Origin of the sequence: Pseudoalteromonas sp. T1lg75 (assembly GCF_002964705.1) — a bacterium.
Lineage (GTDB): Bacteria > Pseudomonadota > Gammaproteobacteria > Enterobacterales > Alteromonadaceae > Pseudoalteromonas.
On sequence record NZ_PQCD01000018.1, the window covers coordinates 48,959 to 63,876 of the forward strand.

The window sequence follows — 14,918 nt, forward strand, 5'->3', positions numbered from 1 at the left end:
GGAGATAAAAGGAAAGCCTGGGCTATTGATATAGCAAAAACGCCAAGAGGCCAAAGCCCAGAAGCAGGCGGTAAATCACAAAGGGGAACATGCCCATGCGTTCGATAAATTTAAGGAATAAGAAGATACAGGCATAGGCGGCCATAAAGGATAAACCGGCGCCAAGGATCAGCGCTTGCCAGTCTACCGCTTGTTCGCCGGTGGCCAACTGAATGGTTTTAATTAACCCCATCCCACCTATCACGGGTACCGACAGCAAAAACGAAAAACGCGCCGCACTTTCTTTGGTGAGACCCAAAAACAGGCCCGCGGTCATGGTGATACCCGAGCGTGAAGTACCGGGAATAAGGGCAATGGCCTGGGCACAACCGATCAGCAAGGCCGACTTCCAATTCAGTTGATAGATATTCTTCGTTTGCTTGGCCTTAATATCTGCCAACCAGAGCACTAAACCAAAGAAAATGGTGGTAATGGCTATGACTATGGCCGCTCGCAGATGTTGCTCAATCAGGTCTTCAAAGAGCTTGCCGGCTAAGCCGGCGGGAATGGTGGCCAACAGAATATACCAGCCCAGCTTGCTGTCGTCGGTGGCTCCCTGAGAGCCGAAGGATTTAAACCAGGCAACCAGGATATCGCCTATTTCCCTACGAAAATAAATCATCACCGCCATGAGCGAACCAACATGCACGGCCACGTCAAAGGCCAGGCCCTGATCCTGCCAGCCCAATAACTGCGAGGGTAAAATAAGGTGGGCGGAGCTCGAAATGGGGAGAAATTCTGTCAGTCCTTGAATCACAGCCAGTACAACAATAGCTAGAATACTCATTCGATAGTGACCTTCCATAGGTTTTGTTTTGATTTATCATAGTCTTGCCATAGTTTGGCAATGGTGGTTTGAGTAACGGGGTGCACCAGATCTGGGGCGAGCTCAAACAAGGGCCAGAGTACAAAGGCATTTTTGGTGATCTCATCGCGCGGCAGCTGCGCCGGTGAGTCACAGATCATGTCGTCATAAAACAACAGATCTAAATCCAGGGTACGGGGGCTAAATTTTTTATCGTCGGGGGTGCGGCCGTTATCACGCTCAATCTGCTTAAGCAGGCTACAGACCTGAGCCAAGCTCATATCCGTGTCGGCCCCAGCCACAGAATTATAAAAGTTACTGCCGTTAAACCCCACGGCTTCGCTTTCATACACACTTGAGTGTTGCAACACGCCGAAATGTTGGCGCAGCGCGCTTAACCCATTAAGAAGGTTTTCGCGCTTATTGATATTGGAGCCTAGGCTAATATAAATGCGGGCCATAACTAACTTTTACTACGTACGATTTTAACGCCAACGGTTTGCGCCGCTGGCACCGCAGCGGGCTTGCTGACGGTAATGGCCACCTTGGGCGTGTTGAATTCATTAAGGATAAGCGCGGCCAGTTGCTCTACCAGGGTTTCCAACAGTTCCACCGGTTTAGCTAAACAGTGCTCGGTAACACGCTGACTGACCTGGGCATAGTCTATGGTAAAAGAGAGATCGTCACTGTGGGCAGCCTGGCGTAAGTCACAGTCCATTTCGATATCGAAATAAAGGCTTTGTTTACTTTCTTTCTCAAAGTCGTACACTCCTATAATGGTGTCCACTTTAAGTTGTGAGATATAGACTTTATCCATATGTGCAACTCCAATGCCAGCTGGTCGGATACCCAAAAAGGATTAGAATCAGTACCCTGACCTTGCGTAACCGCGTTTACCCGGATGCGCTTGGCATAAAAAAGCTCGGCGCACACTCATAATGAGCGGCGATAATAGCTTAAAACGTACAATTAAAAAATAAGGATGACAGTGTTAGCGGCGTTAATGTGCATTTTTGCCTACCTTCTCGGTTCGGTCTCTTCTGCAGTACTGATCTGTCACCTTTTTGCGCTGCCCGATCCTCGTCAAGCCGGTTCAAAAAACCCCGGTGCCACCAACGTCTTGCGTATTGGCGGCAAGCTTCCCGCGATCCTGGTATTAGTGTTCGATATTCTTAAAGGCACGATCCCGGTCTGGAGTGCCTATTTTATGGGCATCGATCCCATCCATTTGGGCTTGGTCGCCGTGGCCGCCTGTCTAGGACATATCTATCCGCTGTTTTTCGGTTTTAAGGGCGGCAAGGCCGTGGCCACCGCCTTTGGCGCCTTATTACCCATAGGTTTATCCCTTGGCGGCTTGCTGATCCTCACCTGGGCCTGCGTTGTCGCCCTGACCCGCTACTCATCTCTGGCCGCCCTAGTGACCGTCTCCCTGGCCCCCTTGTACACCTGGTGGATTAAACCCTTGTACACAGAGCCGGTGCTGTTTTTAACCGTGCTGATCATCTTTCGCCATCGCACTAACATAGTGCGCTTGCTTAAGGGTAAGGAGCCCAAGGTGGGGAAAAAGAAAGAAAAAGAAGAGGTAGCGCCGGAGAAATAATCGCCGGCGCTTCAGGCCCTACTAGCGAATACTAGGCAAGGTGTCTATCGGCCAGCGTGGCTGAACCCGGGTATCCAGGGTGGCCGTTTGTCCTGCTTTAAGACGCTGCATGCCCGCATAAGCGATCATCGCGCCGTTATCCGTACAAAATGCCGGACGCGGATAAAACACTTCCCCTTGCATGCCCTTCATAACCTGCTCTAATTGCTCACGCAAATAGGTATTGGCACTTACACCACCGGCAATCACCAAACGCTTGATGCCGGTTTCCTTGAGCGCGCGTTTGCACTTGATCGCCAAGGTATCGATAACGGCAGTTTGGAACGCATGGGCAATATCCGCCTTGGTTTGCTGATCGTCGCCTTCGCTGCGAATGGTATTAGCGGCAAAGGTTTTCAAGCCGCTAAAGCTAAAATCCAGACCCGGTCTGTCGGTCATAGGACGGGGGAATTTAAAGCGTTCCGGGGTGCCTTGCTCGGCTAATTTCGCCAACAAGGGGCCACCTGGGTAATCCAGGCCCAGCAACTTAGCCGTTTTATCAAAGGCCTCACCGGCGGCGTCATCCACCGACTCGCCTAATACTTCATATTCACCAATGGCACTGACCTTCACCAGCAGGGTGTGACCACCGGATACCAACAAGGCCACGAATGGGAATGCGGGAACCTTTTCTTCCAACATGGGGGCAAGCAGGTGACCTTCCATATGGTGCACGGCCACGGTAGGCAGCTTCCAGCCATAGGCCAGGGATCGTGCGATCGACGATCCTACCAACAGTGCGCCCACCAGGCCTGGGCCCGCGGTATAGGCCACACCATCGAGATCCTCTGGGCCACAGTTCGCCTCGGCAAAGGCCGCTTCAATCAAGGGCAGAGTCTTACGCACATGATCTCGCGACGCCAGCTCAGGCACCACACCGCCGTAGTCGGCGTGCATTTTTACTTGGCTATAGAGTTGGTGGGCCAACAAACCTTGTTCGTCATCATAGATGGCGATCCCGGTCTCGTCACAGGATGATTCAATCCCCAAAATGCGCAATGTCTGTCTCCTCGCTGGGCGATGTGGCTGATAAGGCCGCATATTCTACTCCCTTGCTGCAATTTTACCAGTATTGTGATATTTATTCTTTACACACCGGGGTAACTCGGATTACAATGCCGCACCATTTTTGAACCACATGATCATTATTTGATCGAATGAGTGCAGCTCATTAAGTTAGGTAGGTGAGATTTTAATGCCAGTAATTAAAGTAAGAGAAAACGAGCCGTTTGACGTAGCCCTACGCCGCTTCAAGCGTTCATGTGAAAAAGCAGGTATCCTTTCAGAAGTTCGTCGTCGCGAGCACTATGAAAAGCCAACCGCTGCGCGTAAGCGTAAAAAAGCGGCTGCTGTTAAGCGTCACATGAAAAAGCTTTCTCGCGAAAACGCACGTCGCGTTAAATTATACTAATCACTGTCCGGTCTTGTTGTCATGAGTCTATTAGATTCGTTAAAAGATGCACAAAAAGACGCGATGCGTGCCAAGGACAAAATGCGCCTTGGTGCTATTCGTTCAGTACTCGCTGCAGTTAAACAGCGTGAGATCGACGAGCAAATCACATTAAACGAAGCCGATATTACGTCGGTTGTTGTTAAACTAGTGAAGCAACGCCGCGATTCTTATACTCAGTATAAGGATGCCGGTCGTGACGATCTTGCCGATGTAGAAGCAGCGGAAATGTTTGTTTTGGAAGAGTTTCTACCAAAGCAGCTGAGCGAAGATGAAATCAGTCAACTGATTGATAAAGCCATCGCCGATACCGGTGCTCAAGGCATGCAGGACATGGGTAAAGTGATGGGCGTGATTAAGAGTCAAGCTGAAGGCCGTGCCGATATGGGCAAACTATCAGGTCTTATCAAACAGCGTCTTAGCGCCTAATTCGCGAAAGCAAATTCAAGCAAACCGAGCCTAGTGCTCGGTTTCTTCGTTTTTAGGCCGGTAAAAATCAAGGCGTAAATTTATAACCCCTTTTCTTATCGCCCTTGATATACTAGTTTGGTTCTCTCTCTTCTTCTTAGGTGTTGCTAATGGCAGGTAAGATCCCCCGACAATTTATCGACGATCTTTTAGCGCGTACCGACATAGTCGAGTTGATCGACTCCCGTGTTAACCTGAAAAAAGCGGGCAAGGATTACCAGGCCTGCTGTCCATTCCACAACGAAAAGAGTCCGTCCTTTACCGTCTCCCAGGATAAACAGTTTTATCACTGCTTTGGCTGTGGCGCCAACGGCAACGCCATCAGCTTCGTAATGGAGTACGACAAACTCGATTTTGTTGATGCCATCGAAGAGTTGGCCAGCCTGTTGCACCTGGAAGTGCCCAGAGAGCAAGGCAATCACAACCAAAACGATCGTCCGCCCGTCTCCCAGGAGCAAAAACGCTCCGACTACGATTTAATGGAGCAAACCGCGCGCTATTACCAGCAGCAATTGCGCCATCATGCCAATGCCCAATTGGTCATTGACTACCTCAAGGGTCGTGGCTTAAGCGGGCAAACGGTGAAAGACTTCGGCATCGGCTATGCCCCCAGTGAGTGGGAAGCGCTGTGTCAAACCTTAGGGAAAAACCCGAAACAAAAGCAACAGCTGATCGAGCTCAAGCTGGCGACACAAAAAGACAATGGTCGCACCTTTGACTTCTTTCGCGATCGTCTGATGTTCCCTATTCGCGATCGTCGTGGTCGTGTTATCGCCTTTGGCGGACGCATTATGGGCCAGGACGATAATGGCCCCAAATACCTGAACTCGCCGGAAACCCGAATCTTCCATAAGGGCTTTGAGTTATATGGCTTTTATGAAGCCAAGCAAGCCCATAAAAAGCTTGAGCAGTTACTCATCGTTGAAGGCTATATGGATGTGGTGGCGCTGGCCGAGCACGATATTAAATACGCAGTGGCGGCCCTGGGTACGGCGACCACCAACGAGCATATGCAAATGTTGTTGCGTGCCACGGATAAGGTGGTGTGTTGTTATGACGGCGACCGCGCCGGTCGCGATGCCGCCTGGCGGGCCATGGAAAATGCCCTGCCCCATTTAAAGGACGGCAAGGCACTGAAGTTTGTGTTTCTGCCCGATGGCGAAGATCCAGACTCTTTGGTACAACAAGAAGGCAAGGCCGCATTTGAACAGCGCCTGGTTGATGCCAAGGACTTTAGCGACGTCTTCTTTAGCCGCTTAAGCGACGATATCGACCTCACTCAGGACGCCGGTAAAGCCAAACTGTTAAGCCTGGCTCTGCCCTTGATTGAAAAGATCCCCAGCGAATTCTATCAGGAAAACCTGCTGGAGCGCCTGGCCCGCTTTATCGGTCGTACCCGAGAGCAGCTCAATGCCAAGCTAAAAACACCGCGCCAACAACATAGGGTTGAAAGCCAGTTTAAGATGACGCCGATGCGCACCGCCATCGCCCTCATGCTGCAACATCCGCAACTGGCGGACAAGGTCGACTATATGCCGGAGCTGGCCAGCCTAGGCTTGCCAGGCCTGGAATTGTTTTTAAGCATTCAAAAGCATTGCCTGGATAACCCCGGGGCACGCACAGCGCAACTGCTGGAGCATTACCGCGAGCGCCCGGAATACGGCGCTTTGACCAAGCTAGCCGCTTGGCCTCACCAAATAAACGATGAGGTATTGGAACCTCATTTCCAACAAACGGTCAAATTCATTGAAGATCAGTGTTTAAATCACCGTTTAGAGTCCTTATTAATAAAGGACAAGACCCAAGGTTTAAGCGTGGCAGAACGGCGGGAATACGCCCTGCTGACTCAAGCACTTAAAGGCAGCGAAGTGCTCGAAAGCTAGCCAGAAATTTCTCGGTCTGTTATACTACGCTATTCACTGCGTCAAACCGGCTTGGGGCACCCAGCTTAGGTTCTTAAGCTGACGCCTGTTGTATTAATTTATCAGGGTGGAAGAGCAAATCTCTATGGATCCAACTCCTCAGTCACAACTAAAACTTCTGATTCAGAAAGGTAAAGAGCAAGGTTATCTGACATTCGCTGAAGTGAATGATCACCTTCCACAAGACATCATTGATTCGGATCAGGTCGAAGATATCATTAGCATGATCAATGACATGGGTATCAAGGTTTGCGAAAGCGCGCCGGATGCCGATGAATTGATGATGGCGGAGACCACCACCGATGAGGATGCGGCAGAAGCTGCCGCCGCGGCACTCGCCACCGTAGAAAAAGAAATCGGTCGTACCACGGATCCGGTACGTATGTACATGCGTGAAATGGGTACCGTGGAACTATTGACGCGCGAAGGCGAGATAGATATCGCCAAGCGTATCGAAGAAGGTATCAACCAGGTACAAATTTCTGTCGCCGAATACCCGGAAGCCATTTCTCACCTGCTTGAGCAGTGGGATATGTTCGAAGCGGAAGAAATCCGCCTGAGCGACATCATTACCGGCTTTTTCGATCCTAACGAAGATGAGACGCAGATTTCCGCCACCCATATCGGCTCGGAACTAAGTGACGATGACTTAGACGACGAAGACGATGATGGCGATGACAGCGACGACGATAGCTCGGAAGAAGAAACGGATAACGGTCCAGATCCGGAAGAAGCGCGCGAGCACTTCGAAAACTTGCGCACCTTGTACAGCAACGCCCGCGTAATTTTCGAGGAAAAGGGTCGTTCACACCCGGATGCGAAAGCCGCCATCATTGAGATCGGTGAGCTATTCCGCACCTTTAAACTAGTGCCTAAGCAATTCGACCGCATGGTTAATAACATGCGCGACATGATGGATAAAGTGCGTGTACAAGAGCGCATCATCATGAAGCAAGCGGTACAAGTTGCGAAGATGCCGAAGAAAACTTTCGTTAAGCACTTTGCTAACAACGAAACAGACGGCGCCTGGTTAGACCTTGAAATCGCTGCTGGTGAAAGCCACTCAGCCAAGTTGGCCGAGTTGAAGCCGGAAATTGAGCGTTGCATCAATAAGCTTAAGCATATTGAGCAAAGCACAGGTTTATCAATCGAGCGTATTAAAGACATCAACCGTCGCATGAGCATTGGTGAGGCGAAAGCACGTCGCGCCAAGAAAGAGATGGTTGAAGCGAACTTACGTTTGGTTATCTCAATCGCGAAGAAGTACACCAACCGTGGCCTGCAATTCTTGGATTTAATCCAAGAAGGTAACATTGGTCTGATGAAGGCGGTTGATAAGTTTGAATACCGTCGTGGTTACAAGTTCTCGACTTACGCGACTTGGTGGATCCGTCAGGCAATCACGCGTTCAATCGCTGACCAAGCCCGTACCATTCGTATTCCGGTACACATGATTGAGACCATCAACAAGCTAAATCGTATCTCACGTCAGATGTTGCAGGAAATGGGTCGTGAACCGAACCCGGAAGAACTTGCAGAACGCATGATGATGCCGGAAGACAAGATCCGCAAGGTATTGAAAATTGCCAAAGAGCCAATCTCGATGGAAACTCCTATCGGTGACGATGAAGATTCGCATCTTGGTGATTTTATTGAGGATACCACCATTGAATCGCCAATCGACTCGGCGACCATGGAAAGCCTCAAGGGTGCGACGCACGAAGTACTTGCCGGCCTGACGGCCCGTGAAGCCAAGGTACTGCGTATGCGCTTTGGTATCGACATGAATACCGACCACACTCTAGAAGAGGTAGGTAAACAGTTCGACGTAACCCGTGAGCGTATCCGTCAGATCGAAGCTAAGGCACTGCGTAAATTGCGTCACCCTTCACGCTCAGATCTACTGAAAAGCTTCTTAGACGCGAACAAATAACACGCGTCTGACTAAAGCATTACAAAGGCCGCTTTTTAGCGGCCTTTGTGTATCATTTATTCAATTCATCCAACATGGGGATTAACATGGCTTGGATTCAAATTCGCATTCGTGCCACCGAATCAACGGCTGACGCCATCAGCGAGCACCTAATGGATATTGGTTGCCCATCGGTCACCTTTATGGACACCAAAGACACGCCCATCTTCGAACCCCAACCGGGCGAGATCAGATACTGGGCTGAAACCACAGTAATTGGCCTATTCGAAGCCAACCATGATATGCAGGCTGTGGTTGATTACTTAAAGGTACAACCTGAGTTGCAAGAGCAGTTCCACTATAAAATAGAGCAGCTAGAAGATAAAGACTGGGAACGGGAATGGATGAAGAATTTCCAACCGATTCAGTTTGGCGAACGCCTATGGATTTGCCCAAGCTGGTTAGATGTTCCAGATCCATCCGCGGTCAACGTCATGCTCGACCCGGGTCTGGCCTTTGGTACCGGCACCCATGCCACCACGGCCTTATGTTTACGCTGGCTTGAGAGCCTGGATTTAAGCGGCAAAACCGTGGTCGATTTCGGCTGTGGTTCAGGCATTTTAGGTATCGCCGCCATTAAACTCGGCGCCGCACGCGTTATAGGCATAGATATCGATCAGCAAGCACTGGATGCCAGTATCGATAATGCCGAGCGCAATGGCGTGGCCGACCAACTTGAGGTTTACCTGCCAGAGAATCAGCCGAGCTTTGAGGCCGATGTGGTCGTCGCAAATATTCTTGCCCAGCCTCTGCGCGAATTAAACGAGGTGATCCTCAGCCTGTTGAAATCAGGGGGCGAGCTGGCACTATCTGGGGTCCTTGAGGAACAGGCGGATTCTGTAGCCAGTTGCTATGAGCATAAAGTGACCCTAGATCCGATTGCCCTGGAAGGTGAATGGGTGCGGATCAGCGGGATTAAAAAATAACCGCTTTGGATCCTTGACTGCGCAGCGGACAAAAGTCCCTGCGCAGGCGCTTTCGCACTCTTTTTACACTGTTTACGCCCCATCAACACCCCGCCACATCAGCCCTGTCAAGCCAGTGTTCATAAAACACACAAAAAAATCTTTGCCCTCCCTCGTTATAAAATGTCAATACAAAAAGTTTAAAAAAAAAGCACTTTTGTTCAATTTATAGCCTTTGATTTTGCCTCAAAAAACCGTAAACTTAGCGCCCCTTGAAACGAGGTAAATTGTAACGCTGTGCAAATTGGTCCTTACCAGTTAGAAAACAATTTGATGGTTGCACCGATGGCGGGGATCACCGATCGCCCCTTTCGGCAATTGTGTCGTCGCTTAGGCGCGGGACTGGCCGTATCAGAAATGTTGTCTTCCAATCCCAAGGTGTGGCAAACCGCCAAATCCATGGGGCGTATGGATCATAGCGGCGAATCGGGTATTCGCTCCGTGCAAATTGCGGGGGCTGACCCAGAGCTGATGGCGCAAGCGGCGCAGTTTAACGTTTCCAATGGCGCGCAGATCATAGATATCAATATGGGCTGCCCTGCCAAAAAAGTGAATAAAAAGCTCGCAGGCTCTGCCCTGTTGCAGTACCCCGACCTAGTCGAAGCCATAGTGAAAGCTGTGGTGGAAGCGGTAGATGTGCCCGTCACATTAAAAATCCGTACCGGCTGGGATGTGGACAACCGCAACGGCGTCGAGATTGCAGCCATAGCTGAACACAATGGTATTCAGTCATTAGCCGTACATGGTCGCACCCGCGCCTGTATGTACAAAGGCAATGCCGAATACGACACGATCAAAGCGATCAAGGGTTCAGTGTCAATTCCTGTGGTTGCTAACGGTGATATCAGTTCACCGCAAAAAGCGAAGCAGGTATTAGAGTATACGGGCGCAGATGCCATCATGATTGGACGAGCCGCTCAAGGTCGCCCCTGGATTTTCCGGGAAATTGACCATTACTTAAAAACCGGAGAAATACTCCCGCCCCCGGCTATTACCGAGGTGCGCAGTATTCTGATGGAGCATTTAGTTAATCTCCATCAATTCTACGGTGAGGCCATGGGGCCGCGGATTGCTCGAAAGCATGTTGGATGGTATTTGCAAGCCCACGACGAAGACCGTCAGTTTAGGCGAGTATTTAATGCGCTAGAAACACCTGAGACTCAGGTGGATGCACTGAATGAATACTTTGAAACTTATTGCTAATCCAGAAAGAAAGAGACAATACAACGATGTTTGAACAAAATGTGACTTCTCCTTTTATTACTAACGCTCACGTTCAGTCACAAGAGAAACCACAGCCTCTTCGCGACGCTGTTAAAAAAGCTGTTCACCACTATCTTAAGCAGCTTAACGGCCAGGACGTACAAGACGTTTATGAACTTGTTCTTTCTGAGCTTGAAGCGCCACTTCTAGAAGAAGTAATGACCTATACGCGCGGTAACCAAACCCGTGCCGCCATCTTACTGGGTATCAACCGTGGTACTTTACGTAAGAAGCTGAAAAAGTACGGCATGAACTAATTTATTCGCAGCTTTGAGCTGCACTGAAAAGCACCCTAGGGTGCTTTTTTATTTTCGCCCATACGCGAAAGCGACCGATGCGTCGGTCACGGTGTTATACAAAAACACCATCATTGTTTAAAATAGGGTTCTAAATAACCCCTTGCCTAACCCCAAGGCGAACGCCTTTGGCAAGATTATCTACTCAACTGAGGTAACAAAAACTACCATGGATACACATCGTCCAATTCGTCGCGCGCTCCTGAGCGTATCTGATAAAACGGGTATCGTTGACTTCGCTCGTGAGCTAGCCGCTCAAGGCGTCGAAATTCTTTCTACCGGTGGCACCTGCAAGCTACTTGCAGACAACGGCATCAAGGTAACTGAAGTATCTGATCACACCGGTCACCCTGAGATCATGGATGGCCGCGTTAAAACATTGCATCCAAAAATTCACGGCGGCATCCTAGCCCGTCGCGGTCAAGACGAAGGCGTCATGAGCGATCACAACATAGATGCAATCGACATGGTAGTTGTAAACCTATACCCATTCGCACAAACAGTAGCAAAAGAAGACTGCTCGCTTGAAGACGCGATTGAGAACATCGATATCGGCGGCCCAACCATGGTTCGCGCCGCAGCGAAGAACCACAAAGACGTGACCATTATCGTTAATGCCGCCGACTACGGCCGCGTTATCGACGAAATGAAGGCGAACGAAGGTTCTACCTCACACGCAACGCGTTTTGACCTGGCCATTGCCGCATTTGAGCACACGGCTCAGTACGACGGCATGATCGCCAACTACTTCGGTAAAATGGTGCCTGACTACACCGAAGAAGCTGTGGCAGACACAAAGTTCCCGCGCACCATCAACATGCAGTTCACCAAGAAGCAAGACATGCGCTACGGTGAGAACTCACACCAGGATGCAGCCTTCTATGTTGAAAACGACATTGAAGAAGCCTCGGTTGCCACGGCCAAGCAAATCCAAGGTAAGGCGCTTTCTTACAACAACATCGCCGATACCGACGCAGCCCTTGAGTGCGTAAAAGAATTCGATGCGCCGGCCTGTGTGATCGTGAAGCACGCTAACCCATGTGGTGTGTCTGTGGGTGAAAACATCCTTGAAGCCTACGACCGTGCCTTTAAAACCGACCCGACGTCGGCATTTGGCGGCATCATCGCCTTCAACCGCGAGCTGGATGCGGATACCGCAGAAGCCATCATCGCCCGTCAGTTCGTAGAAGTGATCATCGCCCCAAGCATCAGCGAAGAAGCGGCGCAAATCGTCTCTGCTAAACAAAACGTGCGTCTACTTGAGTGTGGTCAATGGCAAGCGCAAACCACCGGTGTTGATATCAAGCGCGTAAACGGCGGTATCCTGGTACAAGACCGTGACCAGGGCATGGTAAGCATGGGCGACCTTAAGGTAGTGTCTAAGCGTCAACCGACCGAGCAAGAGCTAAAAGATCTTATGTTCTGCTGGAAAGTAGCCAAATTTGTTAAATCAAACGCCATCGTATACGCCAAAGACGGCATGACTATCGGTGTGGGCGCCGGCCAGATGAGCCGCGTATACTCGGCGAAAATCGCCGGTATTAAAGCAGCCGATGAGAACCTTGAGGTTAAAGGTTCGGTTATGGCTTCTGATGCCTTCTTCCCATTCCGTGACGGTATCGATGCTGCGGCCGAAGCTGGCATTACTGCGGTGATCCAGCCGGGTGGTTCAATGCGTGATGAAGAAGTGATTGCCGCCGCCGATGAGGCTGGCATGGCAATGGTCTTCACCGGCATGCGCCACTTCCGCCACTAAGAAACTCACCGCCAGGGCCATTTAGGCTCTGGCGTGTTTTCGTAGACTATTCAAATCAATCTGCTATTTTGTGTTAACACATAATAAATATCACAAGGATTCGATTATGAAATTTGGCTTTAAAACCGCGCTAACCGCGGCCATCGCGCTTTCACTAAGCGCCTGCGTAAGCACCAGCACCAGTGAACAACTGACTGAAGCCAGCCAAGGCGAGCTAAGAAGTGCACAAGCACAAGCCAGAGATCAATATCGTCACCCGGTAGAAACTCTGACCTTTTTCGGTATCGAGCCGAATATGACAGTGGTTGAAGTCTCTCCAGGCGGTGGTTGGTACACGGATATTCTCGCTCCTTTACTTAAAGACGAAGGCACCTTGTATGCCGCCCACTTCCCGGCCGACTCGGACGTGAAGTATTACCAGCGCTCATTGGCTGGCTTTAAGGAAAAGATGGCCAATACTCGTGCCTATTCCGACATCCGACTCACCGAGTTCTACCCCGGCACCCACCATAATATCGCCCCGGAAGGCAGTGCCGATATGGTGCTGACATTCCGTAATCTGCATAACTGGTATATGAATGCCGACGAGCAAGGGGTAAAGGATGCCATGCGCGCCTTTTATACCGCCCTTAAACCAGGAGGTGTGCTAGGTATCGTGGATCACCGTTTACCGGAAACACGCGATAGCGGTAAGGCCAAGCGTTCGGGTTATGTTAAAGAGAGCTGGGTGATTGCGCTGGCACAAGAAGCTGGATTTGAACTGGTTGCGAAAAGTGAAATCAATGCCAATCCGAAAGACTTCGCCAACCATCCAAAAGGCGTGTGGACATTGCCACCAAGCCTGAGTCTGGGTGAAGAAGATCGCGCTAAATACGAAGCGATCGGCGAAAGTGACCGGATGACGCTGAAATTCATCAAACCCCTATAGGATTTATAAGCCATGAATGTACTAGTCATTGGCAGTGGCGGCCGCGAACACGCACTTGCGTTTAAGGCCGCTCAATCAAACAAAGTAGAAAAAGTATTTGTTGCTCCGGGTAACGCCGGCACCGCACTTGAGCCAAAGTTAGAAAACGTGGCCATTGGTGTTGAAGACATTGATGCACTTATCACGTTTGCGAAAGAAAATAACGTTGAACTGACTATTGTTGGCCCTGAAGCACCGCTGGTTATCGGTGTTGTTGATGCCTTCCGAGAGCAAGGCCTGGCAATATTCGGCCCAACGCAAGGGGCAGCGCAACTTGAGGGCTCGAAGTCATTTACTAAGGACTTCTTGGCACGTCACAATATCCCCACTGCGTTTTACAAAACCTTCGAGCAAATCGAGCCTGCACTTGAGTACATCAAAGAGCAAGGCGCTCCTATCGTTGTTAAGGCCGATGGCTTGGCGGCAGGTAAAGGCGTAATTGTGGCCATGACCGAAGCGGAAGCGGAAGAAGCGGTACGCGACATGCTAGCGGGTAATGCCTTTGGTGAAGCCGGTAGCCGCGTGGTTATCGAAGAGTTCCTTGAGGGTGAAGAAGCCTCTTTCATCGTTATGGTCGATGGTAAGAATGTATTGCCATTTGCAACCAGTCAGGACCATAAGCGCGCTTACAACGGCGACCAGGGTCCTAATACAGGTGGCATGGGTGCCTACTCTCCAGCGCCGGTAGTGACAGCTGAAATTCATGATCGCATCATGAATGAAGTGATCAACCCGACCGTTGCAGGCATGGCTGCGGAAGGTCACCCTTACACAGGTTTCCTATACGCCGGTCTTATGATTGCTGCAGACGGCACGCCTAAGGTAATTGAGTACAACTGCCGCTTTGGCGACCCAGAAACTCAGCCTATTATGCTGCGTCTACAGTCGGACTTGGTTGAGCTAATCGAAACCGCAAACCGTGAAGAGCTGGATAAGACCGACATCCAGTTCGACCCGCGCGCCGCAGTTGGCGTGGTACTGGCAGCCAAAGGCTACCCAGGTTCATACCCTAAAGGCGATGCCATCTCGGGCCTGCTTGTTGAATACCCGGAAGGTGAGAAAGTCTTCCACGCAGGTACCAAGCAAGACGGTGACAAGGTAGTAACCGCCGGTGGCCGCGTACTCTGTGCCACCGCACTAGGTGAAACGGTTACCGCAGCACAACAGCGTGCCTACGAACTGGTTAAAGCCATCGATTGGGACGGCGTTGAATACCGCACCGATATCGCTTATCGCGCCATTGCCCGCGAAAGCTAATCTGGCCGCCAAGGCCTATTGAAAAAGCGAAGCTCCGGCTTCGCTTTTTTATTGTCTGAAGTTTATTCGCCCAATCGCTGCAATCCCAGCTAGCCGAAGACAGTGCCGCGGTGGTCTGA

At 50.5% G+C, this 14,918-nt stretch carries 15 protein-coding genes; 11 read left to right on the forward strand and 4 right to left on the reverse strand.

All coding sequences use genetic code 11. The annotated features are described in order from the left end of the window. Positions 1–22 precede the first annotated feature (22 nt). The 3 genes from C2M36_RS04780 to folB are packed head-to-tail and all read right to left on the reverse strand — an operon-like array spanning position 23 to position 1,661. Entirely contained in the window at positions 23–826 is an 804-nt protein-coding gene (locus C2M36_RS04780; RefSeq protein ID WP_105253941.1) for an undecaprenyl-diphosphate phosphatase, read from the reverse strand. Further along, a complete protein-coding gene (gene folK, locus C2M36_RS04785; RefSeq protein WP_105253942.1) occupies positions 823–1,305 on the reverse strand; it encodes a 2-amino-4-hydroxy-6-hydroxymethyldihydropteridine diphosphokinase in 483 nt (160 codons plus the stop codon). Before folK ends, C2M36_RS04780 begins: the two co-directional genes overlap by 4 nt. A 2-nt stretch (positions 1,306–1,307) precedes the next feature. Further along, entirely contained in the window at positions 1,308–1,661 is a 354-nt protein-coding gene (gene folB / locus C2M36_RS04790; protein ID WP_105253943.1) for a dihydroneopterin aldolase, read from the reverse strand. A gap of 171 nt (positions 1,662–1,832) precedes the next feature. Between folB and plsY the strand changes: the two genes are divergently transcribed. After that, positions 1,833–2,444, forward strand: coding sequence for a glycerol-3-phosphate 1-O-acyltransferase PlsY (gene plsY / locus C2M36_RS04795; protein ID WP_158678857.1), 612 nt, complete (start codon positions 1,833–1,835; stop codon positions 2,442–2,444). Positions 2,445–2,465: 21 nt separating this feature from the next. Here the strand turns inward: plsY and tsaD are convergent, their stop codons facing one another. Further along, the gene (gene tsaD / locus C2M36_RS04800; RefSeq protein ID WP_105253945.1) at positions 2,466–3,482 is read right to left on the reverse strand and encodes a tRNA (adenosine(37)-N6)-threonylcarbamoyltransferase complex transferase subunit TsaD; all 1,017 of its coding nucleotides are present in this window, start codon (positions 3,480–3,482) and stop codon (positions 2,466–2,468) included. A gap of 196 nt (positions 3,483–3,678) precedes the next feature. Here tsaD and rpsU point away from each other — a divergent pair, with 196 nt between their 5' ends. From rpsU to purD, 10 genes are all read left to right on the forward strand, one after another. Continuing rightward, a complete protein-coding gene (gene rpsU / locus C2M36_RS04805) occupies positions 3,679–3,894 on the forward strand; it encodes a 30S ribosomal protein S21 (protein ID WP_105188416.1) in 216 nt (71 codons plus the stop codon). A gap of 21 nt (positions 3,895–3,915) precedes the next feature. Continuing rightward, positions 3,916–4,362, forward strand: a complete 447-nt coding sequence (locus C2M36_RS04810; RefSeq protein WP_105253946.1) for a GatB/YqeY domain-containing protein — start codon at positions 3,916–3,918, stop codon at positions 4,360–4,362. A 149-nt stretch (positions 4,363–4,511) separates the two neighbouring features. After that, complete coding sequence (gene dnaG / locus C2M36_RS04815) at positions 4,512–6,284, forward strand: DNA primase (RefSeq protein WP_105253947.1); 1,773 nt, start codon at positions 4,512–4,514, stop codon at positions 6,282–6,284. A gap of 124 nt (positions 6,285–6,408) precedes the next feature. Beyond that, positions 6,409–8,256, forward strand: coding sequence for an RNA polymerase sigma factor RpoD (gene rpoD, locus C2M36_RS04820; protein WP_105253948.1), 1,848 nt, complete (start codon positions 6,409–6,411; stop codon positions 8,254–8,256). 86 nt (positions 8,257–8,342) lie between these two features. After that, on the forward strand, positions 8,343–9,221 hold the full coding sequence (prmA, locus tag C2M36_RS04825) for a 50S ribosomal protein L11 methyltransferase (RefSeq protein ID WP_105253949.1): 879 nt from the start codon (positions 8,343–8,345) through the stop codon (positions 9,219–9,221). Positions 9,222–9,497: 276 nt separating this feature from the next. Beyond that, positions 9,498–10,463 carry a tRNA dihydrouridine synthase DusB gene (gene dusB, locus C2M36_RS04830; protein WP_105253950.1) on the forward strand — a complete coding sequence of 322 codons (966 nt, stop codon included), beginning with the start codon at positions 9,498–9,500 and terminating at the stop codon, positions 10,461–10,463. Between the two features lie 26 nt (positions 10,464–10,489). Next, positions 10,490–10,780: a DNA-binding transcriptional regulator Fis gene (gene fis, locus C2M36_RS04835; RefSeq protein ID WP_010374122.1), complete on the forward strand. Its 291-nt coding sequence runs from the start codon at positions 10,490–10,492 to the stop codon at positions 10,778–10,780. A gap of 208 nt (positions 10,781–10,988) precedes the next feature. Then, on the forward strand, positions 10,989–12,575 hold the full coding sequence (gene purH / locus C2M36_RS04840; protein ID WP_105253951.1) for a bifunctional phosphoribosylaminoimidazolecarboxamide formyltransferase/IMP cyclohydrolase: 1,587 nt from the start codon (positions 10,989–10,991) through the stop codon (positions 12,573–12,575). A gap of 106 nt (positions 12,576–12,681) precedes the next feature. Next, entirely contained in the window at positions 12,682–13,503 is an 822-nt protein-coding gene (locus C2M36_RS04845) for a class I SAM-dependent methyltransferase (RefSeq protein WP_105199446.1), read from the forward strand. Between the two features lie 12 nt (positions 13,504–13,515). Next, positions 13,516–14,799, forward strand: a complete 1,284-nt coding sequence (gene purD, locus C2M36_RS04850) for a phosphoribosylamine--glycine ligase (protein WP_105253952.1) — start codon at positions 13,516–13,518, stop codon at positions 14,797–14,799. Positions 14,800–14,918 lie beyond the last annotated feature (119 nt).

Coding starts and splice junctions, on each gene's coding strand:
- C2M36_RS04780 (WP_105253941.1), bottom strand. CDS start 826: ATGAGTATTCTAGCTATTGTTGTACTGGCTGTGATTCAAGGACTGACA.
- C2M36_RS04845 (WP_105199446.1), top strand. CDS start 12,682: ATGAAATTTGGCTTTAAAACCGCGCTAACCGCGGCCATCGCGCTTTCA.
- rpoD (WP_105253948.1), top strand. CDS start 6,409: ATGGATCCAACTCCTCAGTCACAACTAAAACTTCTGATTCAGAAAGGT.
- purD (WP_105253952.1), top strand. CDS start 13,516: ATGAATGTACTAGTCATTGGCAGTGGCGGCCGCGAACACGCACTTGCG.
- folK (WP_105253942.1), bottom strand. CDS start 1,305: ATGGCCCGCATTTATATTAGCCTAGGCTCCAATATCAATAAGCGCGAA.
- dnaG (WP_105253947.1), top strand. CDS start 4,512: ATGGCAGGTAAGATCCCCCGACAATTTATCGACGATCTTTTAGCGCGT.
- rpsU (WP_105188416.1), top strand. CDS start 3,679: ATGCCAGTAATTAAAGTAAGAGAAAACGAGCCGTTTGACGTAGCCCTA.
- C2M36_RS04810 (WP_105253946.1), top strand. CDS start 3,916: ATGAGTCTATTAGATTCGTTAAAAGATGCACAAAAAGACGCGATGCGT.
- folB (WP_105253943.1), bottom strand. CDS start 1,661: ATGGATAAAGTCTATATCTCACAACTTAAAGTGGACACCATTATAGGA.
- purH (WP_105253951.1), top strand. CDS start 10,989: ATGGATACACATCGTCCAATTCGTCGCGCGCTCCTGAGCGTATCTGAT.
- prmA (WP_105253949.1), top strand. CDS start 8,343: ATGGCTTGGATTCAAATTCGCATTCGTGCCACCGAATCAACGGCTGAC.
- fis (WP_010374122.1), top strand. CDS start 10,490: ATGTTTGAACAAAATGTGACTTCTCCTTTTATTACTAACGCTCACGTT.